19 protein-coding genes are annotated in these 23,805 nt (G+C 64.3%); 8 read left to right on the top strand and 11 right to left on the bottom strand.

All coding sequences use genetic code 11. The features are described 5' to 3' along the window. The first annotated feature begins 18 nt into the window (after window positions 1-18). Together J2S57_RS03865 and J2S57_RS03860 are read left to right on the top strand one after the other, a co-directional pair. Window positions 19-1,440 (top strand): hypothetical protein, encoded by a 1,422-nt coding sequence (locus J2S57_RS03865; RefSeq protein ID WP_307238364.1) that lies wholly within the window; start codon window positions 19-21, stop codon window positions 1,438-1,440. Beyond that, on the top strand, window positions 1,437-3,959 hold the full coding sequence (locus J2S57_RS03860) for a CHAT domain-containing protein (RefSeq protein WP_307238362.1): 2,523 nt from the start codon (window positions 1,437-1,439) through the stop codon (window positions 3,957-3,959). Before J2S57_RS03865 ends, J2S57_RS03860 begins: the two co-directional genes overlap by 4 nt. A 9-nt stretch (window positions 3,960-3,968) precedes the next feature. On the opposite strand, the gene J2S57_RS03855 is transcribed toward J2S57_RS03860, so the two are convergent. Genes J2S57_RS03855 through J2S57_RS03845 form a run of 3 tightly spaced genes read right to left on the bottom strand, consistent with a single transcriptional unit; the run spans window position 3,969 to window position 5,215 of the window. After that, window positions 3,969-4,433: a hypothetical protein gene (locus J2S57_RS03855; RefSeq protein ID WP_307238360.1), complete on the bottom strand. Its 465-nt coding sequence runs from the start codon at window positions 4,431-4,433 to the stop codon at window positions 3,969-3,971. A gap of 1 nt (window position 4,434) precedes the next feature. Next, window positions 4,435-4,641, bottom strand: coding sequence for a hypothetical protein (locus J2S57_RS03850; RefSeq protein ID WP_307238358.1), 207 nt, complete (start codon window positions 4,639-4,641; stop codon window positions 4,435-4,437). Then, complete coding sequence (locus J2S57_RS03845; RefSeq protein ID WP_307238356.1) at window positions 4,625-5,215, bottom strand: NUDIX hydrolase; 591 nt, start codon at window positions 5,213-5,215, stop codon at window positions 4,625-4,627. The genes J2S57_RS03850 and J2S57_RS03845 overlap by 17 nt, the downstream gene beginning before the upstream one ends. 349 nt (window positions 5,216-5,564) lie before the next feature. Between J2S57_RS03845 and J2S57_RS03840 the strand changes: the two genes are divergently transcribed. Beyond that, window positions 5,565-7,811, top strand: a complete 2,247-nt coding sequence (locus J2S57_RS03840) for a protein kinase domain-containing protein (RefSeq protein ID WP_307238354.1) — start codon at window positions 5,565-5,567, stop codon at window positions 7,809-7,811. Window positions 7,812-8,087: 276 nt separating this feature from the next. On the opposite strand, the gene J2S57_RS03835 is transcribed toward J2S57_RS03840, so the two are convergent. The 3 genes from J2S57_RS03835 to J2S57_RS03825 all read right to left on the bottom strand — a co-directional run bounded on the left by J2S57_RS03835 (window position 8,088) and on the right by J2S57_RS03825 (window position 10,228). Continuing rightward, complete coding sequence (locus tag J2S57_RS03835; RefSeq protein WP_307238351.1) at window positions 8,088-8,594, bottom strand: hypothetical protein; 507 nt, start codon at window positions 8,592-8,594, stop codon at window positions 8,088-8,090. A 616-nt stretch (window positions 8,595-9,210) separates the two neighbouring features. After that, on the bottom strand, window positions 9,211-9,411 hold the full coding sequence (locus J2S57_RS03830) for a DUF397 domain-containing protein (protein WP_307238349.1): 201 nt from the start codon (window positions 9,409-9,411) through the stop codon (window positions 9,211-9,213). Further along, on the bottom strand, window positions 9,389-10,228 hold the full coding sequence (locus tag J2S57_RS03825) for a helix-turn-helix domain-containing protein (protein ID WP_307238347.1): 840 nt from the start codon (window positions 10,226-10,228) through the stop codon (window positions 9,389-9,391). Before J2S57_RS03825 ends, J2S57_RS03830 begins: the two co-directional genes overlap by 23 nt. Window positions 10,229-10,589: 361 nt before the next feature. Between J2S57_RS03825 and J2S57_RS03820 the strand changes: the two genes are divergently transcribed. Then, entirely contained in the window at window positions 10,590-11,768 is a 1,179-nt protein-coding gene (locus tag J2S57_RS03820) for an acyltransferase family protein (protein WP_307238344.1), read from the top strand. Here J2S57_RS03820 and J2S57_RS03815 read toward each other — a convergent pair. From J2S57_RS03815 to J2S57_RS03800, 5 genes are all read right to left on the bottom strand, one after another. Then, window positions 11,758-13,251, bottom strand: a complete 1,494-nt coding sequence (locus J2S57_RS03815; RefSeq protein ID WP_307238342.1) for a hypothetical protein — start codon at window positions 13,249-13,251, stop codon at window positions 11,758-11,760. The two genes, J2S57_RS03820 and J2S57_RS03815, sit on opposite strands and share 11 nt — an antisense overlap. A 373-nt stretch (window positions 13,252-13,624) precedes the next feature. Further along, a complete protein-coding gene (locus tag J2S57_RS03810; protein WP_370882563.1) occupies window positions 13,625-14,320 on the bottom strand; it encodes an O-antigen ligase family protein in 696 nt (231 codons plus the stop codon). An 826-nt stretch (window positions 14,321-15,146) separates the two neighbouring features. Then, window positions 15,147-15,500: a peptidase inhibitor family I36 protein gene (locus J2S57_RS35280; protein ID WP_370882562.1), complete on the bottom strand. Its 354-nt coding sequence runs from the start codon at window positions 15,498-15,500 to the stop codon at window positions 15,147-15,149. A 209-nt stretch (window positions 15,501-15,709) separates the two neighbouring features. Next, window positions 15,710-16,135, bottom strand: a complete 426-nt coding sequence (locus tag J2S57_RS03805) for a peptidase inhibitor family I36 protein (RefSeq protein WP_307238339.1) — start codon at window positions 16,133-16,135, stop codon at window positions 15,710-15,712. 230 nt (window positions 16,136-16,365) lie between these two features. Beyond that, the gene (locus J2S57_RS03800; RefSeq protein ID WP_307238337.1) at window positions 16,366-17,556 is read right to left on the bottom strand and encodes a hypothetical protein; all 1,191 of its coding nucleotides are present in this window, start codon (window positions 17,554-17,556) and stop codon (window positions 16,366-16,368) included. 530 nt (window positions 17,557-18,086) lie between these two features. Between J2S57_RS03800 and J2S57_RS03795 the strand changes: the two genes are divergently transcribed. The 4 genes from J2S57_RS03795 (at window position 18,087) to J2S57_RS03780 (ending at window position 23,786) form a co-directional block, all read left to right on the top strand. Beyond that, window positions 18,087-19,133, top strand: coding sequence for a glycosyltransferase family A protein (locus tag J2S57_RS03795; protein ID WP_307238334.1), 1,047 nt, complete (start codon window positions 18,087-18,089; stop codon window positions 19,131-19,133). Between the two features lie 106 nt (window positions 19,134-19,239). Beyond that, window positions 19,240-21,216 carry a glycosyltransferase family 4 protein gene (locus J2S57_RS03790; protein WP_307238332.1) on the top strand — a complete coding sequence of 659 codons (1,977 nt, stop codon included), beginning with the start codon at window positions 19,240-19,242 and terminating at the stop codon, window positions 21,214-21,216. A 2-nt stretch (window positions 21,217-21,218) separates the two neighbouring features. Further along, a complete protein-coding gene (locus tag J2S57_RS03785) occupies window positions 21,219-22,526 on the top strand; it encodes a lipopolysaccharide biosynthesis protein (RefSeq protein WP_307238330.1) in 1,308 nt (435 codons plus the stop codon). Between the two features lie 264 nt (window positions 22,527-22,790). Then, complete coding sequence (locus J2S57_RS03780) at window positions 22,791-23,786, top strand: hypothetical protein (protein ID WP_307238328.1); 996 nt, start codon at window positions 22,791-22,793, stop codon at window positions 23,784-23,786. Window positions 23,787-23,805 lie beyond the last annotated feature (19 nt).

Raw genomic sequence — 23,805 nt, 5'->3', positions numbered from 1 at the left:
TCAGGAGGGGAAACCGCGATGACCGACCGTCTGGTGTTCCACGAGTCGTTCGACTCGACCCGAGCCACCTTCAGCTCCCGGCCGCACGACCTGAACATCACGCAGGCGCACATCGAATCGGTGATCAGCCTGCTGCTCGGCCGCAGCCTCGCCCTGAACAACACCTACGCCTTCGACTCACGCAGTTTCCTCGACTTCGCCGACGTCATGCTCGACACCCGCCAGCGAGCGCTCGTCCGGCACCCGGCCGCAGGCGACGACCTCAAGAGCCAGATGCCGTTCTCCCTGTTCCGCTTTCGCCAGCCCAGCTACCTGACCGGCTGCGCCGACCAGTTGCAGCGCCACAACCCCGACCCGGACAAGCACTTCCGGCTCTCCGGGTGGGGACAGATCACCGATCTGCCCACGGAGCGCGACCTGCTCGCCGAGCAGCTGAAGAGGATCCAGGCCCACAAGGAGAGCGGCGGCGGGGCGACGTACGACGCCCCGCTCCCCACCGAACTGAAAGCGCAGTTCCCAGGCCTGGAGCGACAGTACGACCTTCTGCTCCGGATCGACTCCTACTTCGACCACACCGGATTCAGCCACGACGCCGTGAACCCGAAGACCTCACTGCCGGCGTACGTGCGGACGCTCGTGGACCTCGACGATCCGACCGTCGATGAGATGGCCCAGATCGCCGACTGCCCGCCCGACCTGGCCCGCCGGGTCCGGGACCGGCTGCGCGAGCAGCAGACCCGGAAGAACGCGTTCACGGCGCGCACCTGGGCCCATGACTTCGAAGCCGTGGCCGTCGTCCACAGCGGCGACGTCACCACCGACGAACTCGTGCGCGAGTTCATCGACACCGCCTACAACGCCACTCTCGCCGAATCCGCCACCGCCCAGTTCAAGTACATGTCGTCGGTACCCCGCCACGACGGCCGCGACGATCTCAAGTACATGAACGCCTTCACCCTCGGCATCATCCGGGCGACCCGCGAACCCGCCTCCATCCCCGAGCAGATCAAGGCCGAACGCGTCACCCAGCGCATGACCGGACTCCTCACCGCGGGCTCGAAGCTGCCCGGCCCGACCACCGCCGGACTCGACCGGGTCCTCACCGAGTACTGGAACCTGCTGGCCGACCCGGACCGTCGCGTCTCCTGGCAGCAGTCGACCGACCTGATGCACAACCAGCTGGGCCGGGAGGTTGTCGACGCCTTGGCCTTCCGCGACGCCTGGCAGGCCCACATCGCCCGGTTGACCCGGCAACTGCCCCGCATCGTGTCCGGCGGCGACGGAGAACTGGCCGTCACCATGAGCAACGGAGAGACCGAGTACCACCAGACCCACCAGCTCGGCGAAGCCACCCGGACCGACCTCGACAGCGCGCTCGCGGCCGGGGAGCACCTGGAAGCCCTGGGCACGATCACCGAGGAGCTGAACGACGAAAAATGACGCATCTGCAGTGGTTCTGGGGCTCCGAAGCCGCGCCGACCGCACTGGGATGGCTGGCCCGGTTGCTTCCCGGCGAGGACATCAGCAGCGTCTCCGAGCTGGCCGCCCGGTTCAGCGGGAGGGACGGCTGGCCGCTCATCGGGGAGACGGTCACCGACGTGCTGATCGACCGTACCGGTGGCCCGGTCCGGCCCTACGACCCGGCCACGAGCGCGTCGGTGGTGCAGGTGCTCGAGTCGGTGCGGGAGCCGGGCGGAGCTGTGGACCTCAGTCGGCTCGACGACGACGCTGTCGCCTACTGTCTCCCGGCTCTCGCGAACGACCCTTCCGCGCAGACGCGGGCCGTCGCGTCGCTGACGGCCGCCGTCCGGAACGGCCCGGGATGGCACGCGGCGGCGATCGCGGCCCGCATCGGGCCGTATCTGACTCGGACGCCGAGTCTTTCGGGTCCGTGGAGCGGCCACGTGGAGACGATCCTTCAGCTGCGGGAGGCGCCGCGCACGGGGGAGGAGGAACTGTCCCGGGCGTCCGGTCCCCGGCCATCGGAAGCCCCTGGGCTGCTGCAGGAAACGCTGCGGGAACTGGTAGCCGGCATGCCGCCGGCGGCCCGGCCCGGCCCGGTTCCGGGACGCCAGCCGCAACGCCGGCGCCCGCAGACCGCGGCCGGCGACAACCGACGGCGCTCGCGCTGGGTGGACACCGGGTTCACCGATCCGTCGACCGGCTCGGTCGTCGAATCCGATCGCACCCTGCGCCGGGGCGAGCTGTACACCTTCTGGTTCGAGATCACCGACCGGGCGCCGCGGGCCCTGCGGGACGCCGATCGCACCGCGTTCCCGCTTCTGCACGGTGAGGAACCGGGGATGAGGCTGACGGTCCGGATCTCCTCGCACCCCGGGGAGTTCGAGGTGCCCAGGGACCAGGACACCGGTGAACTGGTGATCGGCGCCGACCAGCAGGTGATCGTGAGCCGTCAGCCCGACGGGTCGGCGGGAGGCGGCCTCCGTCTGTTCTTCCGGATCCGCACACCGCGCGTCGCCAGCCGCAATCGCCTGCGGTGCCAGCTTTTCCACGAGGGCACGCTGCTGCAGTCCAGGGAGATCAGTGTTTCGGTGACCGACGACGACGAGGACGCGCTATTCGCGCAGAACACCCAGGTCACCTACGCCGGTCCGGCCCCGGACGGGCGTCACCGGGTCGCGCCGGGAAGCTTGTCGATCGATGCCGACGGGCGCGACCGGAACGTGGAACGCCTGTTGCTCAACGGTTTCGGTCTGCACGGCTCGGCCGACACCGGTGCGATGGACCTCGCTCTGCCCGCCACCCAGCAGGCCGCGCTGTACCAGGAGATGCGTGATTGCCTGGCCTCGGTGCTCTACCGGAAGAACCCCACGATCGAGGACGACGCGGGCACCTTCCACGGGACGTTTCCCTACGCCGCGGGGACGCCGGAGTCGTGGGAGAACGACCTGGTGAAGCTGGCGTGCGTGGGGCAGCAGAACTGGGGAACGGTGGCGGGCCGGGTGGTGGCGGCGTACGGAGACGACCTGGACGGTCCGCTGCCGGCGGGGTTCGGGGAGGAGGGCCCCATCTACCGGTTCACCCGCCTGCTGCAGCAGCCCACGGTGATCGAGCTGGCGAACACGGCGGAGGCCCGGCAGTCCATTCCGGCGGCGCTCTTCTACGATCACCCCTTCGACGTCACCGGCAAATCGGTGCAGCTGTGCGCCACGTTCCGGGCAGCGGTCGATGAAGGCCAGGATCTGGCCGGGACAGCGTGTTTTCTCGGGAACTGCCCGAACTTCTCGATCGAGAGTGTGCTGTGCCCCAGCGGCTTCTGGGGATTCCGGCATCTGCTCGGAGTGCCGCGCTCGGCGACCGGTTCGCTGGGACGGGGAAACCCCGACCTCTCCGAAGGCGTCACGACGATTTGGTACCGGGGCAGGCCCGGCGTGGTGGTCGGCGTGGCGCCGGAATTCGGGCTCGGGCATCCCCAGCGCGTCACCGATCTGGGGTCGGGGCAGCCGCCGGTTCTGAAGACCCGCCGGTCGTTCATCGAGGCGCTGAAGGACCGCCGGAGTCAGCCACATCTGATCTATCTGTTCTGCCACGGAGGCGTCATCTCCAACCGGGCCAAGCTGCGCGTGGGGCCGAGCGACGAGCAGTTCCTCATCGACGGGCACGACTTTCAGAAGCTGCCGGACTGGTCGGCCACCCGTCCGCTCGTCTTCCTGAACGGATGCCAGACCCGGGCCGTGGAGCCGCAGCACACGGCCGATTTCGCGGAGATCTTCGTTCAGCAGAAGGCGTCGGGCGTGATCGGGACGGAGACGGTGACGTACGAGGAGCTGGCCGCGGAGTTCGCCGATGCGATGCTGGACCGGTTCGTGACCCGGGGGCAGACGGTGGCCGAGGCGGTGCGGGGTGCCCGCCTCGACCTGCTGGCTCGAAAGAACCCCCTGGGGCTCATCTACACGGCCTTCGCCCCGCCGAATCTGCGCATGGAGTCGGAGGTCTGACGAGGCGGATCAGGGGGTTCTGGAGCCGCCTCCCAAGCTCATGGCGTGGCCTGTTTCCTTCTCGGCGCCGATCTGGCCGGGCGCCAGCGCCGGTCGGCGGCCGTCGAGGAACCATTCGAGCGACCACTTGCTGCGCAGGTCCTTCTTCGCAGCCTCCGGCTTCTTCTCCGCAGCCTCCGCTTTCGCCGCCGCCTCCTTCCTCTTCTCGTCCTCATCCTGCTGCTTCCGCAGGATGAGGACCATGCCCACCAGGATCAAGAAGTAGCCGAAGAAGCCCGCAGCGAGTCCGATCCCGTAGAACCCGAAAAGGCGGCTCTGCTCGGGAAAGAGCGCCAGCACGGCCCCGCCCCCGATCGCGCCGATGATCGAGGCGACGTCGGCGATCTTGACCTCGGCCCGGTGACGGTTCACGAAGTACGTGTACCAGCCGATCACCACGCCGAAGGCGAGTGCGCCCCACTCGGTGATGTTCATGTCAGCCTCTCTGCGGGGGAAGGACGGCCCACACCAGGGCCAGGTGAGCAGTGGCGCCGACCAGGGCACCGATCAACGTGGCCAGCCCGGAGCCCGTGCCCGCGACCAGCCCCGCCGTGCCGGCCGCCAGGGCGACGAGCGCCGGGTTCGGGGCGCGAAGGCACCAGCCGATGACCAGCCCGAAGGCCGCACTACCGGCGATGAGCATCGAGCAGACCCTTGGCCGAGGCCAGGGCGATGGCGGAAAGGGTGAAGGCGTCGTCGATCTCGCCCTCGGCCACCGCGGTCAGCAGCTCGTCGAGGGAGACCCAGCGCACCTTGAGGATCTCCTGCTCGTCCTCGGGCGTGGCCACCTCGGCGTCGAACTCGCCGAGGAACAGGTGCACCTGCGCCGCGAGGAGGCCGGAGTTCGGATTGACCAGCCCGAGGGGTACGAGCGACGTGGGTCGCCCGCCGATCTCCTCGGAGAGCTCATTACGTGCGGTGGCGGCCGGGTCGTCGCCGTGGGCGAAGCCGCGGGGGATACCCCACTCGTAGGCGCTCGTGGGGTAGCGGTAGGTGAGCACCAGGGCGTAGCGGTCGCCGCAGCGCGCCAGGACGCCGGCGCCGGGCTTGTTGTCACGCTCGAGAATGCGCAGGTAGCGGCCGGGGACGACGCCGCCGAACAGAACCTCGTCGTCGTACACGGTGACGTACTGGTTCTTGTAGACCTCGTGCTGGGCCACCTGCTCGATCGTGGGCAGCTGGGATGCATCGTCGCCGTGCGGGGTCTTGATCTCCACGAAGAAACTCCTTGGCGGTGCTCGGCCGGTTACCGCCAGTTTTTCGGGTGTGGGCCGGAAAGACCAGAGAACGAGGCCGCCGATGTGACCGGAATGCGGTGAATCTGATTCCGGCGCGGACAGGCGTCGTGGCGGCCACCCGTGGGGTGCCGGTCACAGGCCCAGCGCGGCAGCGGCTTGGCCATCGCGGTCTCGTACGTGAGCGCAGTCGTGGCCCTGAACCGGCAGGAGTCTCCGAGATTGCGTCAAGAGGTGAACAAAGGGGCACGTGCGAACGGAGAGAACGCCGTAATCTGACATTTCGGCAGGCGGGGTAGGGACTCCCAGCGGTTGAGAAGGGTCGTGAACGATGCGTGACGCCGTGGTCGTCGGTATTGACACCTATCCGGACGCCCCACTGCACGCGTGCGTCCGGGACGCTCGCGAGATGGCAGCGTGTCTCACGTTGGAACAGTACGACTTCAACTGCAAGGTGCTGCTGAATTCACAAGCCTCCCGCCAGGGAATTCTTGAGGCGCTCTCCGAACTGGCGTACGGGCGGGAAGACCGGGAGATGCTGCTCTTCTACTTCGCCGGCCACGGTGAGGTCCTGGGGAGCGCCGGGCACCTGGTCACCCACGATGCCCAGAACTACGATCCCGGCATATCGCTGGCGCAGCTGGCGCAGTTGATGGAATCGGCCAGTCAGCACTACAGCCATGTCGTGGCCATCCTCGACTGCTGTCACGCCGGGTCCAGTCACACGTGGACCAACAGCAGGCCGCTGCGTGTGGAGGATGTCGACCGAGAAGTCGCCACCGTCAACGAAAGTCGCTGCATCCTGGCTGCGTGCCGTCCGGAAGAGACCGCTAAGGAACTTCTGGACTCGTCGCACGGGGTATACACCTCCGCGCTGATCGACGGGATGCTCAGCGATGCCGTGGATCACTACGGCCAGGTGACCCTGCTGTCGCTGCACGAGTATGCGGCTCGCGTGGTGCCTGGCGAGTTGCAGACGCCGGTGCTCAAGGGCGATGTGGCCGGCACCGTGGCGTTGGGGCGTGGCTTCGAGCCTCGCATCGGCCGCCCGCTCGAGAAGGCCGAGCTCTCCAAGAATCTCGCGAAAGCGCACACCCTGGTTGACGAGCAGTATGCGCTTCATCGGGAAGAGCTGTCAGATCACCGGCGCCGGGTCGCCGGCGGGGCCAAGCGGTGCGCTCAGCGCCTTGAGCAGACCCTGCGCTGGTTCGAGGAGACGCAGAAGGATCTGCCGGACATCCGGCGGAACCCGAACTGGAAGGATCTGCACGTTCGGCTCCTGGATCATCGTCGCTCGCTCGCTGAAATATCCCTGGGGCAGGAGATGGCCTTCGGCAGGGTCTCTCGTCTCATCGGCCACGGCGGATACGGCCATGTCTGGGAAGTCGAGACGGAGAGCGGCGAGATGGTCGCCTACAAGGTTTTTCACGGCAACGAGCTGGACGACGACGTCAAGGTCCAGAGGTTCCGTAACGGGTATCAGACCATGAAGGGCCTGGACGACGCCCACGTGGTGGCGGTGCGTGAGTTCTCCGACGTTCCCCTGGGTTTCGTCATGGACTTCGTGCCGGGGGAGAACCTGCGCAACTACTACCTCGATCGCAGCGATTCCGAAGCGGTCGTGCGCCTGATGCTCGACATCGCCCACACCGTGGAGCACGCGCATTCGCGCGACGTGCGGCATCGTGACATCAAGCCCGAAAACATCATTGTCGTGCAGAACGAAGAAGGAAACCCTGAGCCCTACCTGACCGACTTCGATCTCTCGTACCACGAGACCAACCGCACCATCACGACATCCGGTGGCGCCGTCGGCGGTGTCATCTTCTACGCCGCGCCCGAGCAGCTGCATGAGCCCAACACCGCAGCGGCGCGCGAGGCCACCGTCGACGTCTTCTCCCTGGGGCAGCTCTTCTTCTACATCCTGACGGGGCGAAACCCGAACAGTGACGACTTCGAGAAAAACAGACAACAGCTGATCCAGGAGCTGGGGGAACAGATCGACGACCGGGCGGCCACCGAGATCGTTGACCTCTACGTCGCGTCGACGCACCGTGACCCGAAGCTGCGGCCGCAGAAGGTGGCCGAGATGGTCGCCACCCTCGGGCGGGCCGAAGCCTTCATTCTGGCGGCATCGGGCACGGATGCCCTTGCCGAGGAAGACCTGTGCCGGCGCATCGCCTACATCTACTCGGGGCTGGGCAATTTCCAGGCCGGAGAGCGATCAGCCAGCTTCACCAGCCGATCCGGGCAGATCGCCGTCGTGGTGCGTCTCAAGGCGGTGCACACGGAGCGCCAGAACAAGAAGGAGGTCGCGGTCATGGAACTGGAGCTTTCCGTGACCGAGAAGATCACGCTTCCTCATCTTAAGTCAGGGTCCTCGGCCCGGGGCACGCTCAACAACCGCACAGACAAGATCATCCGACAGCGCTACGGCAACCGTGTCACGCGCCACCCGGGATCGAAAGGCCAGTACCAGGTCTTCTTCGAGATCAAGAGCGTGCCCTTCTCGAACGTCGGTGCCGCAGACGTGCATGAGGTGCTGGTGACCTGCTTGTCGGCGATCGAGAACTGGTGACTACCTTTTGGTTGCCTCACGTCTACGCCGCTTGTTGCTCGCAGGCTCCGTGACGTCAATGGTGCGTTGTTTCGCCGCAGTTCCTGCCAGACGTGGCGCACCCTGCCGAGCGCGGAAAGCACCCTGATGACGGCCGGAAGAGACCCGGGATCAGGGATGCCGACCTGGGCGGAATGCGCTTCGCGCTTCCATTGCATCCGGGGCGGTTCTGAGATCCGTCAAGCCATCGTGGCGGTCACCGACCGGTGACCGCCACGATGTGCCTGACGAGGATGCTCAGGACAGGCTGGCCCCGGTGGGGACGCTGTCGACGGTGACTGCCGGGAGGGTCACGACCCGGTTCCAGTTGAAGTAGTACTTGTCCATCGCGGCGGGGCTGGTGACCCAGCGCTTCGTGCCGTTGGAGAACAGGTAGACGGCGGTGCCGCCCTGCGCCCGGCCCAGCGTGGCGCCGCTCGTCAGGGCAGTGCCCTCCGGGATGTTGATGACGCCGGTGTCGGAGACGATGCCGCTCCAGTTGCGGAACAGGCTGTCGTAGGTGGCCGGGTTCGGGATCCAGCGACGGTATCCGTCCATGATCAGGAAGACGGCGCCGTTGCCGGGCACCTTCACCCGCTGGCCGTTCAGGCCGGGCTGCGGGCCGCTGCTGGCGGCGGCCAGAGCGCTGGGCGTGCCGAGAGCGCTCAGGCCCACCGCTGCCGCGGCGGTGGCGGCGGTGGCCGCTCCGAGGCGGAGAGCGGAACGGCGACTGGGAGTCGACCCCGACTCGATGTTCTCAGACATGTTTCCCCCGTTGATGTTTGAACCATCTGCAGCGTTCGAGCTGCTGTCGCCGGAGCTTAGTGATCAACGTCGGAGGCGGACAAGGATGCCGCTCCTGAGGGGTCCAGTACCAAAGATCAAGCTGTAAGTTGTTATGAGGCAACGGAGATACATGCCGACCAGCTGATTTCTGCTTCGTATCAGCTCATGTGAATCGGCGAAACCGCCTCTACGGGAACGAGGAGCGGTCGTGGTTCGCCCGGATTCGCCATCTTCTCGGCTGCGCCTTCGGGAAGCGCATCGTGATGGTGGACGCGTCTGCACCGGTCACGGGTTGTCTTGCCTTCAGGCGGTCGGCGGGGTCCTGGACTTTCCCTCGCGCGTCTGTGCAGGACGACGAATGCCCAGGTCGACCGACCTGGGCATTCGTGATCTCGCTCTGTGGGGGTGGCGAAAGCTGTTGTCAGCCCCCCCCCGTGGAGAAGCTCTGATTGCGAAGGTAGGGCCACGTCTTGGGGCCGCCGCGGCCTGCGACTTGGTGCCGAAGACTCCGTCGATCGTCCCTGGGCTGAAACCGAGCGAGGGATGAGGTCAGCGTGCCCGTGCATGAAACTCCGAACCGTGCTTCTGTGAGCGGCTACTGCATGGCTTCCGTGTCAAACTCCGCCGCCTTGACGCCGGTAATGAATGCCTGCCATTCCGCAGGGGAGAATGAAAGAACAGCACCCGAGCGATCTTTGGTGTCGCGTAAGAGCACGGTATTACCCAGGCGGCGAACCTCGACACACTGACCGGTGTCGTCCGATGCGGAGGCCTTATGCCACTCGGTGTTGCTCATTGATCCACTCCTCGATCGGAACGGCGCTGGCACTCAGCAGCGTAGCGTTCGCGATGAAGCGCTGGACCACCTTCGCGTCTTCGATGAACCGGCCCCCGTCCAGGGACTCGATGTAGACGACGTCCGGGACGTCAGGATCGTCGAACTGCAGAAGCGTGTATGGGCCACGCATAGCAGCGTGGCCGCCCGCGCTGAACAGCAGGACCGAGACCTCAACATGTGCACGGCCATCCAGTTCACGTAAGTGGGCTAACTGCTCACGCATGACCGCCTCACCTCCGATGTTGAAGCAGAGGGCGGACTCGCTCAGAACAAGATTGAGTCGGACCGGGGTTGCTCTGTGGAGGGTGACGGCTTCGCGCTCGGCTCGAAGGGAGACAAACTGCTCGGTGGTGTCGGCGTCTTCCTTGGTGGGATCGAGCTGTACGACTGCTCGGTGGTATCGCTCGGTCTGAGCAAGGCCGTGAATCACGTCACCACTGCAAACGGTGATGGCTGAAGCGGCCTGCTCCAACTCGATGTACAGTCCGAAACGAAAGTTGTTAACAGCGGTGCTGTAGTTCTCCCACCAGCCGGATTCGCCAGCTCTCATGGCCCAGTCGACCCACTGAGAGCGAGTCTCTAGGTCGACACGATAGATGTCGGCGAGAGCCTGCACCTCCGACCACTTGTATGGGCCCTGGCCCGTTTCCAGCCGCCAAAGCTTCTGTCGGCTGCCAAATATCCTGGTATTCACTACGTCGGTCATCGTCATCCTCGCCGAGGTGCGCGCAGATGCCAGTGCTCGCCCAAGAGTGCGCTTCAGCATTTCGCTCATGAAATGAGTCTCGCAGCAGTAAAGTTCCGGCTCAACTGCTCTCTTTCGCAACATCAAGTCCTACTATCGGGTCAACTTGTAGGCGCTGAATCGGCATCCACCCTGGCTCGAGGGCGTAGTTCAGCGTCCTTTCCTGCCTGGTTCTTGAAGGCGGGATGGCGGGGAGCTGACGATCTCGCCTGGGGCAGTCGTCAGTATCGGTGACTCACATGCTCCGGCGCAGGCTGTGGCGTGTGGGCGACAGGCACATCAGCCAAACACTCTAGAAGCGGCGCGTAACCTGCCCCAGCTCGGGCGAAGCGTCCACTCTGAGCGAATGCGCGAGGCACGCACAGGTGCCCGCCGCTCACGAGGGGAACGCATGTCGACGTCTGTGCCAGCAATCCGTCCGCTGACCGGCCTCCGGATAGTGGCTGCAATCTGGGTGCTGCTTTACCACTTCTACGAACCGACGGCCGCACTTCTGCCGGCCGCGGCCGGTTCGGTCTGGCAAGACTTGATCAAGTCTGGATATCTAGGAGTGGAGCTCTTCTTTGTCCTGTCGGGCTTCATTATCAGTCACAACTATGCTCGGCGTTTTGAGGTTTTCAATCTTGGGGCCTACCGCGTCTTCTTACGGGCCAGGTTCGCGCGGCTCTACCCTGTTCATTTAGTCACGCTGTTCGTTGCGCTGGTGCTTGTGATCGGCGCCGGCTTGGTAGGCCAAGAGCTGAACTCGGCCGATGACCACAGTCCTGTCTCGTTCGTGATGAACTTGATTCTGCTGCAGGTCATTCCGGCAGTTGGGTCTTGGAACGGTACGTCCTGGTCCATCAGTGCGGAAGCAGCCGCTTACCTTGCTTTCCCTGTGCTTGCGTTGGTGGTGATGCGCATCAGGTCCTTGAAGAGCATGCTTGCATGCGTCCTCTTGGGGTGCGCAGTCACGTGGCTCGGAATATGGGCGGTTACCTTTGACGGCACATATACCAGGCTGTCGCTGACGGTATCGATGCTGCGAATCGCAGGCGAATTCACTGCGGGCTGCTTTTTGTGGGCTTTTTGGCACGAAGGAAACAGGCGCTCCCTCACCCGCCCGGCTTATGTCGGCGACGTCCTTGCCGTTGCTGGAGTCCTGGGCCTGTGTACGGTCATTCTTTTCACACCCGGACAACCCGTGGCAGATTTCACGTGTCTGCCTTTCGTCTGCATGATCGTGATCGGATGCGCTCAGGCGCGCGGCCTGGTGTCCAAGGTTTTGAGCTTGCGGTGGATGGAGTACGGTGGCCGTATTTCTTACAGTCTCTACATGTGGCATTTCCTCGTGCTCATGATCGTAGGCAAGGCAATGCCGTGGGGTACCTTCACCTCGGCTGCTCTACCACTCCGGATCGCTGTCCTCTTCGCGTATCTCGGTCTATCGGTGGTTGGCGCGATAGCGCTGTACCACTTGGTCGAGGAGCCGGGACGGCGCCTGATCCGTCGGACGCCCAGACGTTCCGCTCTGTACCGATTGGGACACACGGGCACCGAAGCAGTGTCGACCGTCGCGCTCAAAAATTGAGACCAGCCCTGGATCGTTCGGGATCAGTCAGCTCCAGACGCACAACACCTGCTGTGCCTGCGTGATCAACCTCGGCGGCCGAAGTCTCATCCGGCACTCGATCATGTTCCCGGTCATCGAGCGCTCCGGCCACGAGTACGAGAATCCACCAGGTGGGTGCTCCCGAGACTGGTTGTGCGACCAGCGCAGTGACTGCCAGGGGGACGATCAGCTTGGCTGCATCAGACTTCCGGCGAGCCACCAGTATGGGGACGAAGTAGGCGGCGAGAGCAAGGAGGAGACCAGGACCACCGATTCGGTGCGTCTCGCTGAGCAGATTGATGCCTACATTCTCTAGCCCTTGAGGAGCTGCACCCCAGAAGTGCTGATCTATCTGTGTGATACCAGTGACGGCTGTGGTGGTGCGATCTGAGATCGATCCGGGATTGATCTCTTCTTTTGCTTTCAAGCCCCAGACGGGTGCGAAGATTGCCAACCAGACCCCGCCAATAAGCAGGGCCATGCCCAGGAACTGGCGCGTGACTCGAAAGTTTTTCTTCTGCGGGGCATCTCCAATGACGGACGTACATACGGCCAGCACCACCCAGATGGCGAACCCGGCGGTCGATTGGCAGCCCAGCAGCCCCAAGAACAGCAATAGTTGTAGCAAGCGCGTGTTGCGCATTTTCAAGCGTCCGGCGACGTAGATTGCCCAGATGAACATCGGAGCCATGAGTCCCGGCTCGCGCATGAAGCCGACTAGACGCGGCATGGTGATTCCGCCGAAGGCGCTGGTGGCGCCGTTCGTTAGGGTCCAAGGCAGATAGAGCGGCTGTCCGTCGTTGCCCTCAGCGTAACCGTTTGCGCCGCTAATTCCTCCGGGCAATTGCATTCTCAATATCTCGTGGCTCTCCGGACCGCTGACGGCCCAGAGCAGCAGAGTCGCTCCGAAGCTGGCAGCGATTGCCCCGCAGATCCAGACAACGGCTCGGGCGATGAAGCGTGCTCGAAGCGGTTCACGCAACACGATAGCGGCGGCGGTCACAGAGACCAGTACGTAGGTTACGGATCGAAGAACGAAATCGGCAGGGTACGTTCCATGCAGAATGGGGAGCACTAGGTACCAGCCTTGAAAGGCGGCGAGGCAGCACAGGGCAGCAAGTACGGGGCGCGGCCGGTCGCGCCAACTTGGAACTAAGCGGCCTTCGCGATGGTCAGCCGACGCTGCAAAGAAGGCTGCGGCTACGGCTAGGGGAACGCCCAACGGAGTAGCTCCGTTGCCGTACCACGTGGGGCGCATGAGCATCAGCGACGCTACGAGCAAGATCACCGAAAGTGGCTCGGTCCGCTTAATGGCCACGAACCAGAGCACTAAGCCAATAACCACGGCGACCACCGCCGGGGGGTATTGCGCAACTGCCGCAACCGTCACGCAGCAGACTGCGCTTGCCGTTGCCAAGTACAGGACGGTTGATCGTGTAGACACCAACAGATGATGCTGCACGTTCAGCCTCCGCCGTTCGTGCGTCGTGAAGAATCGGGTGATCGGCCGATGGGGGAAGTACGTCCTGCAGGCAGGTTCTGTCCATATTGACGGCGCATGGCCACTTGACTTGCTAGTAGGCATGCCAGAGCTGTGGTCGAGGGTGACAACGCATGTTCTGGACGATTGTGGTTGTGAAATGCAAGGACGCAATGGAGGAAGCTTGATTGAAGTTTCGGATCTGACGTGGTGTCTCGAATCGCTCACCGATTGCAGTGGAGAGGTGGTAACAAATCTGGTGCCTCTTTCGGTCTGCCAGCCTCACATGGAATGTGGGCGGAGAGTTATTGAAACAGGGGTCGTCGGCTCATCGTTTCGGGAAGTCGTAGTCAATCTAAGTGGAAGGTCTTGATGCATGAGTTTCCCGCGCCGAAGTTAGAGTGCCACCCAGAATGAGGCACAGGGCGAGACCGAGTCCCTTGTCGTCAAAGGCTCCACCAAACGGTAAGTACATGAGCATATAGACGCCGAAGGCAGTGGTCGCCAACCGCCATTCCAGGTCTGCGCTCTTAGCCACCGATCTGACGACTTTGATCAGTTGGAGGATCAGTGCAACGAGTATGACGATGCCGAGGATTCCAAATTTTGCGGGAAAAGTAAGCGGAGTGTCAAGACTCGTGGTCTGCAAGCCTCCATATGACGTGAAGATGGGGCCTGGTCCCTTACCCCAAAGGGGATTCTCCATCCAAACTCGCAAAGCTTCGTCGTAAGAGCGGGCGCGCCCAAGAGCCGAGGCATCATGACTCTGCGAGAAATTTAGCAACGCCATGCTGCGACGAGTCAAAAAGTCAGGATGTACGCCGATCAACTCGGTCACGGCTGGGAGCGCCTTGAGGGACAGACAAATGAGGCCGGCGATAGCCCCTAAGCGAAAAATTCCTTTCAAACCCAAGCGTGGAACGCCTGCTAGGAGAACCAGGAGACTTACGGGCACGATAAGGAAAGTTCGACTGCCGCTCAGAATTAGACCGATGCATGAGACAGTGAAACAAAGGGCAGGTAATGGGTGTGTGCCTCGGCATATCAGCATCGACGCGCTAAGAATTACTCCTAGGCCAGCCATTGACATGGACGTGCCGAATTGCATCGATGAGGGGAGTGCAGCGCCGCCCCTCATAGTTACCCAGGTGAGGCCCATACCGACGGCAGAGAGGCCTGCAACCGAGATGGCTAGGCGCTTGACAGTGGCTGCCCCGCTCGTGGAGAGGTCAAGGGCCCACATCAGTGCGAATGACCAGGTGATGTATGGAACTGAGTCGCGGAACACATCGGCCGTGGCGCGCCCAGCAAGGAGGCTTCTTGCTACCGAAAGGGCTAGATAACCCGTCCAAATGATCTGGGTCGTGATCAACCCGCCTGGCCTCATCGTGAGATCAAGGCGCGACTTGCTCCGGGCGGCGAAAGCAAGTGTGACCGGAACAAGCGCTACCCAGGCCAGTTTCTGAAGATTGAATCCAGAAGAAGAGCCAAATGCCTGCATGGCAACGACTGTAAGTAAGCCAATCCGGATCCAGGCATGGTACGTGAAGGCCAGCATCATCCCGGGGAGGAGGATGATGAAAGCCAGCCAATGATGTAACTGGACGAGCAAGGTTGCTGCAATAACGATCGCGCCCCCGGTTGTGATCCACATGAGCCCGCTGAGCGCGCTCCTTGAATCAGTAACTCCCGAAAAGTGCATACGCGCGAGCGTGACTTAGTTGGCTAGCATACGTAGCCGTATAAGCGCTGTTTCATGTGTATGGGGGATGGGTGATTCACCCCTGCGAGGCTACAGGAATTTAATGACACCCCAGGAGATGCCAGTAGGGATCAACGAGGTTGTCCCACACCAGCATCCTCCTGAGATGACGACTTTAAAGGCAGCTGGCTGACATTCCGTTACCTATTGGTTGGCTTGAGCTCAGTCGATCATTCCATTCCCGAGGCAGGTTCAGGGCTGTTCCTGGGCAGATGTCGATGTAATCGCCCTGATAGTTGAAGTGTTCATATAGGCGATATGAAACTGATGTTCGGTTTCGGACGCTCGACACGCAATCGTTGAAGTTCTTCGCCTGACAGTTCTCTCCTCCTGTAAGGCGAGACCACTGCGCGGTGCGGCCGTCTATAGACGCGAAGTCGTTGCCGTAGTTGTAGTCCTGCCAGATGCATACCTTTTCGGCAGGGCACTGATCCGCGCTGCGTGCGCGGGCCTCGGCTGAGTTGGCCATGGCCACACTTCCGAGGCTCGCCAATACCATCGCCACGAGTACCGTCGCTCGATGCCTGCTGGTGTTCATAAGGTCCCCCGACTCCTATGGTTGCGGAACCCCAATCAAACCATTCGTGCAGGCTGATGCAAGGTTCTTGGCGAACCAAAAATGCCGGCGACCGCAAGCAGAGGAGTTGCGCGGTCGCCGGCACCGGGTGAAGCGAGAGATTACAGGCAGGTCTTGGACTTACCGTCACGCAGCATCTTGCTGGAGCTCGCGCGGTCGTTCCAGCTCGGCGGAAGATTCCCGGCCCAGTTTGCGCAGATGTCGATGTGCTTGCCCTTGTAGCCCACGTTTTCGTAAAGGCGGTAGGTGTAGACGGTGTTGTTCCAGACGGCTGTTGCGCAGTCGTTGAACGTCTCGTCCGGGCAGTTGGCTGCGCCAGGAAGATCGTTCCAGTCCGGTGCCTTACGTGATGTTGTTGTGAAGTCCCCGTCGAAGTTTCTGTCCGACCAGATGCAGAGCAGGTTCTGGGTGCATGAACTCTTGGTGCTGGGGGCTGCTTCGGCCGGGGCAGTGGCGGCGATGCCGCCCAGGGCGGCCAGAATCCCGGCTGCAAGGACAGTGAAGCGGCGGGCGGTGGTTTTGCTCATGATTCCCCGTTGTGTCTAGGTTGAGAAACGCCGTCTCGGTCGAGTTCAATACTGACGGGGATATGCGTGTGGATTCTCTGAACTTTAGGGTAATCCGCGAAATGGGTCAGTGGCATTCGCTGTGTGGGTGACTGAGGCGGGGCCGTACGGTCATTTCTGCTCGGTTATCAATTCGCCGGCGTCGTGACCTGGGGCGAGAAATGATCTAGGTTCCCCGAGTTTCTCGAGCCTCACCCCGAAACCCGCTCCACCGGTACGGGGGGAGCGGTGGGAGAGGGGTGTGCCCGGTAGCGAAGTCCGGCAGCGACGAGCAGGGGGATCAGCAAGTACTCGGAATTGAAGGCCGACACGGACATCGAGTTCGCCAGGCCGATCCCCAGGAGGGCCACGCGGTCGCGCATGCCTGCTCCCGAGGCTCGCAGGGCCAGCCAGATGAACAGCAACAAGAACAGTGCCCCCAGTACCCCCTGATCCATCAGCACCCGCAGGCTGAACATGTGCAGCCCAACCGAGTAACAGATGTCCGTCGCGTTCATGGCCCTCAGGCCTCCCCAGGGCGCGAGTCGATCACACGACTCCAGCGAAAGTGGGGTCAGGGGTGGCCGGCCGACCAGCCAATCGTTCAGGTTCCACGCCGCTGACTCGGCCCTGAAAATCTGCCAGAACTGCCAGCGATCGCTGGGGCTGCCGTTGCTGCGCTGCGAGAAGACGTAGTTGGACAGCCAGACGACTATGCCGCCTCCGGCGACGTAGAGCAGGAAACGGGGATCCCGGGGCCTCCAGAAGATCACCACGAACACCAACGCCAGTTCGATCACGCCGGAGCGTGATTCGCCGATGAGCACGATCAGGCACAGCAGCGTCATCCACCAGCCCCGGTTTCGGCCGAGGTGTGGCCAGGCGAGGTACGTGAGGCCGATGACGAGCATCAACTCGAAGTTGTTCTCGGTCCACACGCCAGGTCGGTGGGTTCCTGCGGTGGCCGCGAAGACGATCAGGTACTTGAGGGCGGTCACGGCCAGGATCTGGCGCACGGTGCGGGCGAGACCGGCCGGGGTGAAACATTTTCGGCCGATGAACCAGACCAGGGGCACCAGGAAGATGTAGGCCTTGTACGCCTGCAAGAGATCGTCGGGGCCGGCCGGGTGTGAGCCCAGGGCGAGTGCGGTCAGCTTCACCGTGAGGTACCCACCCGCGAACAGCAGCCAGGTGGCCCGGGCGATCGACGGCGTCCTCGGCCCGAAGAAGCCGACCATCATGCTCAGCGCGATGCCGCCGTTGAGCACGAAAGTCATGGGGAGGACGTTCCAGCCGGTCAGATTGGGGAGACCGGCGAGCGCTGACCCGACGAGGGTCCAGCGCAGGATGTAGTCGGCAGACGTGTCGCCGCGGCCCTTGTCGGGAGCCGGGGGCGAGAACATGTGCTCGGGCCAGCGACCTCGTCGGAGATCTCGGTCGCTGATCGTCACCACGTGACTTGCCCGGGGGAGCCGCCGGCTGCGCTTCGCGCGTTCGGCCCCTGAGAAGGAGTCTTGGCGTCCATCGGGCTAGAGGTTAGCCAGATGGTTCCTCCCCTGCCGGGCGTCGCTCACCAGGCCGACAGTGGACGTATCGGTCGACCCGCGCTTGTCGGTGACACTATGAAAGATGCTGACGAGCAAGCCATTCCGGTCTTCCTGAGGGCGCCAAGAGGGCGTTTCGACCGATGGGACGACACGTAAGCGTGTCATCCGCAGGGGTGGTAGTCCGTGCGTCCATCATTGCGGTGGGGTGAACGCGCTCGTGGAGTTCAACTGAACGTAGGAGATCCCATTCCCTCTGAAATCTGCCACACAGTGATCACTCGGTCACGCTAGGGTGATGTCGTTCGATTCTAGGCAGGGTCAATGGGTGCCATCACTGCTGCTGGGCCGGGAAAGACCCGTGAACTGACGAGTTGGGGCGGCCACAGGTGAAGAAGGCGCTGTCGGATTACGTGCCGGGTGCGCATCCCGTCTTCGGGGACGTGCCCGTCACCGTGGACCGGGTCCTGTTCGAGTCCGCCCCACCGGCTCAGGTCTCGTTCATCGTCCCCGTGCACAACCAGCAGGGCGTCATCGCTCGCAACCTTGACTCCATCATCACCTGCGCCCGGCTGCCGCACGAAATCTGCCTGATCGTCGACGGCTGCACCGACGACTCCCTGGCCGAGATCATGGAGTGGCTCGACGGGCTCGGGGGGCGCAGCCGTCGCACGTCCAAGGTCGTGGTCGCGGTCAGCGACGACGGGATATTCGAGACCGCCTGCGACGCACTGGGTATCAGCTTGACCTCGGCCGAGTATGTGATCGAGGTCCAGGCCGACATGCACATCGAGCACGTCGGCTTCGACCGCGTCATGACGAACGCGCTCGACGAGAATGTCGACGTCTTCGCCGTCAGTGGCCGGGGCATTCACCCGGTTGCGCTCGTCCGCCGTCCCGGGCACGAGGTGCACCGGCAGTGGAGCCGGGTCTCGAACCTGCTGGCCAAGCAGTTCTCGCAGCTGCAGGGCCGGGTCCCCGCGGCTCGCGCCTTCGAACCGCTCATGTTCAGGATCACCGGTCAGGCCGGCCGGCTGGGAGAGGCGATCAACCGCCCCCTGCACCCACGGACGAAGCCGCGCGTCTATGTCGGCGGGTCCGTCATCCGGGGGCCGCTGGCCTTCCGCCGGCGGGACTACGAAGGTCTCGACGGTTTCGACCTGGAACACTTCTTCCTGGGCAACGACGATCACGACCTGATGTTCCGGGCCCAGGCCGTCACCGGTCGCACCGGCGGGTACGTCCCGATCCACTTCTCCGCGCCCCTCGACCAGGGCTCCACCCGAAAGACCAAGTCTGACCGGGAGAAGAAGCGTTTCAGCGAGCTGAAGACCTCGTTCGGCAGCCGTGACGGAGGCAGTGCCCTGTTCGGGCCGGCTCGGGGCACATCGCTCGCCCGGGTACGCCGGGGAACCCGGATTGCGCAGGACGCCTGAGGTGACCGGGCGCCGAATCCTGATCGCGGAGCCGAATCCCAGCGGTCATCACCTCTCGTACGTTGCTCTGCTCTCGCGCCGAGCCCTCGCCGGTGGGGATGAGGTCATGCTCGTGCTCACGCCCGAATGCGTGGCGGCACCCGAGTTCGCCACGCATCTCAGGCCGATCGCCCAGCAGGTGCAGATCGTCGAGACGACGGCGTTCTCGCTCGCCACCGTGCAGCGCATCGCGCGGGAGTTCAGGGCCCACCGGGTCGTGATTCCCGACGGCGACGGCCATCTGCTCGAGGTCGCCCGGCGCACACCCGCAGAGGGTGACGCGTCGGTCGCACTTCTCTGTATGCGCGCCCGGTCCCAGCCGGGCCGGGCCAACCAGTTGAAGTTCCGCGCCAAGGAGATCGCCAAGAGCACCGCCCGGATGCGCCCGGGCGTCGAGGTCTACGACCTCGCCAGCTCGATGAGCGGATCGCCCCGGCACTGGGAGGTGCCGGACCCGATCGAGTTCGCCGCCTCACCGGCTGATGTGGCGGACTTCCGACGCCGGCATCGCATGAACGACGGCCGGTTCTGGTTCGCCGTGGTCGGGGCGATCACCGCACGCAAGAACCTGACGCTCATCATTGCTGCGCTGAAGGGGCTGGCGGCGGCCGAGGTCGGGCTGCTGCTCGCCGGTCGCGTCGATCCGGCGCTGGAGAGCTCGCTCGCACCCGAACTGGATGCTCTGGAACGTCAGGGTGTGGCGGTCCGCAGGGTTCCCGGGCCGATGGACGACGTGCAGTTCGACGCCGCTGTCCAGGCCGCCGACGGCCACGTGCTCGCCTATGACAATGAAGGCCCCAGCGGCATTTTCGGTAAGGCCGTTCTGGCCGGTCGGCGCATCGTCGCCGCCGGGTCCGAGACCCTCAAGGCGGACTGCGACGCGTCCGGTGGTCTCGCCCTCTGGTGTGCCCTGGCGCCGGGCCCGTTGACGCAGGCAATGCAGACCGTGATGACGGCACGCGAGTCCGGTGCCGCCCCGACAGCCGCTCCTGCCTCCGGTGACCTCTTCGCCAGCCGGCTGCTGGGGGAGACCTCCGACCGGCGTCTGCTCCAGGTGCTTCTCAGCGAGCGCATCGGGGGCGCCGAGGCCGTCGCCGGCACACTGCGCGACGAGTGGACGAAAGAGGGCGTGGAGTCGGACATCGTCTATGTCGACGACACTCCACCGGGTCCGCTGAAGCAGGTAACCCGGGTGATCGACCTCGCCTGGAAGGTCCGGCAGTTCTCCCCGGAGGCCCTGGTCTCGCACAGCGCGACGCCGAACCTCTACACCCGCATGATCGTGCCGCGGGGGGTGCCGGTGCTGACCGTGCTGCACTCGGCGTCCGACGACTACCGCTCACGCCGGTTCCGGTGGGCCGAACGCGTTCTGAGGCGTCGTACGTCCCATGTCGTCGCTGTCAGTGAGAGCCAGAAAGAGAGCTACCAGAAGCGATTCGGGGGCGCAGTGCCCACCACGGTCATCCCCAACGGGATCGCCGACGGGTACGCGGCCCCCACCGGGCCGATCCCGGCCGCTCCCCGCACGATCGTCACCATCGCCCGGGTGACCCGACAGAAGAACCCGGCTCTGTGGCTCTCCGTCGCCGAAAACCTGCTGGCGAGAAATCCCGACCTGACGTTCACCTGGTACGGCCCGATCGACGGCGCCCCGGAGATACAGGCGGTCGTCGACCGCGCGTCCCGGATCCCTGGTGTTCGCTTCGCCGGTCCGACCGACCAGGTCGCGGCGGTGCTCGCCGGAGCCGACATCGTGTTCCACCCCGCGGACCGCGAGGCGCACTCGATCGCCGTCCTCGAGGCCGGCGCGTCCGGTGTCCCGCTGGTCTGTGCCGACGGCCTCGACGGTGCTCCGGGTTTCGCGGCGGCCCACTTCGAGCCCGGTGACGTGGCCGGGGCCGAGCACGCTGTCGCCGCGGTCATCGAGTCTTTCGAGCAGGCGTCCCGGACGGCGAGGGCCCAGGCCCCGTCGATCATGGCCGATGCGAGCGGCACCTCAATGGCGAGGAAATACCTGGATCTCCTCTCGACGTCGGGTGTCTGACCATGGCCTCACCGTTCAAGAACCCGAGACTGCGCAGCGTCGTCGACATCTTCCGGGGCGCCGGCGTGCTCTTCGCCGGAACGATGACGACGCAGATCCTCACCGGACTGCTGTACCTGCTCGCGGCGCGCGTCATGCTGCCGGACAAGTACGGCGCGGCCGCCTCCGTGGCCAGCATCGCGATCCTCGCCGTGGCCATCTGCGACTTCGGCGGCATGACCTACGCCCTGCGCGAGCGCTCGGCCGGCCGGATGACCCCGCTGCAGCTGGTCGAGTGGCAGCGCAGCAAGGCGGTCGTCGTGCTGGCGGTCTCCCCGGTCGTCGGTGTCATCGCCGCGCTCGCGGGGGGAACCCTCACGGTGAGCACGATCGCGGCAGCGGCTGTCCTCTTCGTCTGCAACTCGCTGGCGCTCATCATGGGGGTAGCACTGCGGTCTGAACTCCGGTTCGGCGCGGTGGTCGGAGCTACCGTGACCTCCCGGGTGCCTGGCGTGCTGCTGATCTTCCTCCTGGCCTGGCGAGGAGGGGTGAGCGGTGACCTCCTGGTGCTGCTGCTGGCTCTCAACTCCGGGATCGAAGCCTGCCTCTACCGGGTGCTGCAGAAGCGCCTGACCGCGCCTCACGAGCCGGTGGTCCGCTATCACTGGGTGCATCCGTATCGAGACCGCTCAGGTGTGGGTGCCAGCGCGACCGTGAATTCGCTGGGCACGCTGGACATCACCGTGGTCAACAACGTCGCGGGCGCTGCGGTGGCGGGTCAGTACGCGGCTGTGAATCGCTGGATGGGCCCGATCGGTCTGGCAGCACAGGCGGTCACCCAGGCGGTGTTCCCGCGAATGAGCGCGGACGCGGCCAGCAAGCGCTTCTCAGGGCTGGTCAGCGCGCTGCTGACGGTGTCGCTGTCGCTGCCTGTCGTCGGGACAGTGGCCCTGCTCGCGCCGTGGCTGGTGAACACGTTCCTCGGCAGCGCGTATGCGGGCAGCGTGCACTCCCTGCAGTTGCTCTGCCTGGCCATTGCTTTCGCGATGGCCTGCCAGCCGCTGAGCGGTGCGCTCGTGGCGTGGCGCCTGGAGAAGTACTCGACGCTCTGTGTCTCGGGCGGGCTGATCGTGCAGCTGGGGGCTCAGGCCTACGGCGCCAAGGAGTTCGGCGCGGCGGGGGCGGCCGGCGGGGCAGCGCTGGGGCAGTTCGTGACCGTGCTGTTGCTCTGTTTCTGCCTGTGGCGCACACGGGCGATCTGGGAGCGGGAAGAGGAAAACGTCCAGGTTGATCTGACCTCGTCTGAGGCCAGCCAGATCGTCAACGGTTAAACGGCAGACGCAGATCCCGGACTGGAGCGGGCCAGCATGGGCAGGCACCGAAGCGGGCCGGCCCTGCGGTTGGCCCTACTACTGGCCGCGTTCCTCGCCGTCTCAGCTCCTGCGGTCTATCTCTACCGATCAGCTCATCCCCGGGCGCCGGCGTCGGCGTTCCGTGGTCGTGTCGAGGTCTTCACGAAAAGCCAGGATGTGGATGTTCAGGTTCGCGTCCGGTTCTCGTCCGCCCCACTCCCGGCCGCCCTCTGGATGCAAGGCGTGTCCGACACCAAGGACCTGTCCTACTTCCAGATCGAGATTGACGTCGCCTGGCCTGAGGGCCTGCCCGCGGATGACAAGAGGAAAGCGCTTCTCGTATTCCTCGAAGGTGACTTGAGCGTTCCCGTGCACAGCGAAGTCGTCCCGCCCATGCACGAGGAGATCAGCCGCCGCTCCGGAAGTCTCTGGAACGAGCGAAGCCCAGACATGTTCGGGGTCAGCACCCCCGGTACCTGGTTGATGCTTTCCGCTACTGGAAACTCGAAGGGGTCGGGCGCTGACAACCTCGCGTACACGATCTCCGGAAGAGCGCGCCACTCGATCTCCGTGAACTCGGGTGCCTTCGTGGCTTTGCACACACCCGGTCTCGGGCAGTTCGCAGCGGCCTGTTCACCTGAACAGGGTCCTCGGTGTATGACGTTCACCTGGAAAAAGCCGAAGGCCACGTATTTTCGGGCCAGTTTCCTGACCGAGACAAATCCGGACCTGCAGGTGTTGTTCAGTTCCAGTGATCTGTTGAGGGCCACGGCACTCGCCCCGGAGTACGGTGAGAGTCCCATCGGCCTGGGGGCGGAGGGGACATCGATTCCGGAGATACACTCTCGTCTGGCTGACACGAGCCGTGCCGTGAAGAACGAAGACAGGCTCTTCGCAGCGGGCGTTCTGCTGGGTGTTGCCGGTGGATTCGCCGTCGAGGCCGTACTTCTCGCGGCAGGGCTGGCCTCTGGAGCGAGGCGAAGCTCTGAACACCACGGCCGCACTGCTCATGGCCAGGCATCGGTAGACGTGGTGGATCTGCGCGACGATCCCCGTCGTTCCGCCCGTAAGACACCTGCGCCCGAAGAGGATTCCCCGATCCCGGCAAAAGAGATCCGCGAAACCGTGAGTTCCGACGGAGAAGGAACATCCGACGAGATCTCCTGGGCCGGATCGCGCTTCCTCTACGAACAGAACAAGGGTCTGTGGAGGCCCCCGCCGGAGCCTCCCGGACAGTGAATTGCCTTGAGCGGTTCTG

The organism is Kineosporia succinea, assembly GCF_030811555.1.
Taxonomy (GTDB): Bacteria; Actinomycetota; Actinomycetes; order Actinomycetales; family Kineosporiaceae; genus Kineosporia; species Kineosporia succinea.
This window is presented reverse-complemented; position numbering and strand designations above follow the sequence as displayed.

What these genes read in the sequence shown, in the direction of transcription:
- J2S57_RS03820 (WP_307238344.1), top strand. Translation starts at nt 10,590, where the DNA reads ATGTCGACGTCTGTGCCAGCAATCCGTCCGCTGACCGGCCTCCGGATA.
- J2S57_RS03835 (WP_307238351.1), bottom strand. Translation starts at nt 8,594, where the DNA reads ATGTCTGAGAACATCGAGTCGGGGTCGACTCCCAGTCGCCGTTCCGCT.
- J2S57_RS03800 (WP_307238337.1), bottom strand. Translation starts at nt 17,556, where the DNA reads ATGTTCTCGCCCCCGGCTCCCGACAAGGGCCGCGGCGACACGTCTGCC.
- J2S57_RS03785 (WP_307238330.1), top strand. Translation starts at nt 21,219, where the DNA reads ATGGCCTCACCGTTCAAGAACCCGAGACTGCGCAGCGTCGTCGACATC.
- J2S57_RS03840 (WP_307238354.1), top strand. Translation starts at nt 5,565, where the DNA reads ATGCGTGACGCCGTGGTCGTCGGTATTGACACCTATCCGGACGCCCCA.
- J2S57_RS03855 (WP_307238360.1), bottom strand. Translation starts at nt 4,433, where the DNA reads ATGAACATCACCGAGTGGGGCGCACTCGCCTTCGGCGTGGTGATCGGC.
- J2S57_RS03860 (WP_307238362.1), top strand. Translation starts at nt 1,437, where the DNA reads ATGACGCATCTGCAGTGGTTCTGGGGCTCCGAAGCCGCGCCGACCGCA.
- J2S57_RS03830 (WP_307238349.1), bottom strand. Translation starts at nt 9,411, where the DNA reads ATGAGCAACACCGAGTGGCATAAGGCCTCCGCATCGGACGACACCGGT.
- J2S57_RS03825 (WP_307238347.1), bottom strand. Translation starts at nt 10,228, where the DNA reads ATGAGCGAAATGCTGAAGCGCACTCTTGGGCGAGCACTGGCATCTGCG.
- J2S57_RS03805 (WP_307238339.1), bottom strand. Translation starts at nt 16,135, where the DNA reads ATGAGCAAAACCACCGCCCGCCGCTTCACTGTCCTTGCAGCCGGGATT.
- J2S57_RS35280 (WP_370882562.1), bottom strand. Translation starts at nt 15,500, where the DNA reads ATGGCCAACTCAGCCGAGGCCCGCGCACGCAGCGCGGATCAGTGCCCT.
- J2S57_RS03790 (WP_307238332.1), top strand. Translation starts at nt 19,240, where the DNA reads ATGCTCGTGCTCACGCCCGAATGCGTGGCGGCACCCGAGTTCGCCACG.
- J2S57_RS03850 (WP_307238358.1), bottom strand. Translation starts at nt 4,641, where the DNA reads ATGCTCATCGCCGGTAGTGCGGCCTTCGGGCTGGTCATCGGCTGGTGC.
- J2S57_RS03810 (WP_370882563.1), bottom strand. Translation starts at nt 14,320, where the DNA reads ATGCTGATATGCCGAGGCACACACCCATTACCTGCCCTTTGTTTCACT.
- J2S57_RS03865 (WP_307238364.1), top strand. Translation starts at nt 19, where the DNA reads ATGACCGACCGTCTGGTGTTCCACGAGTCGTTCGACTCGACCCGAGCC.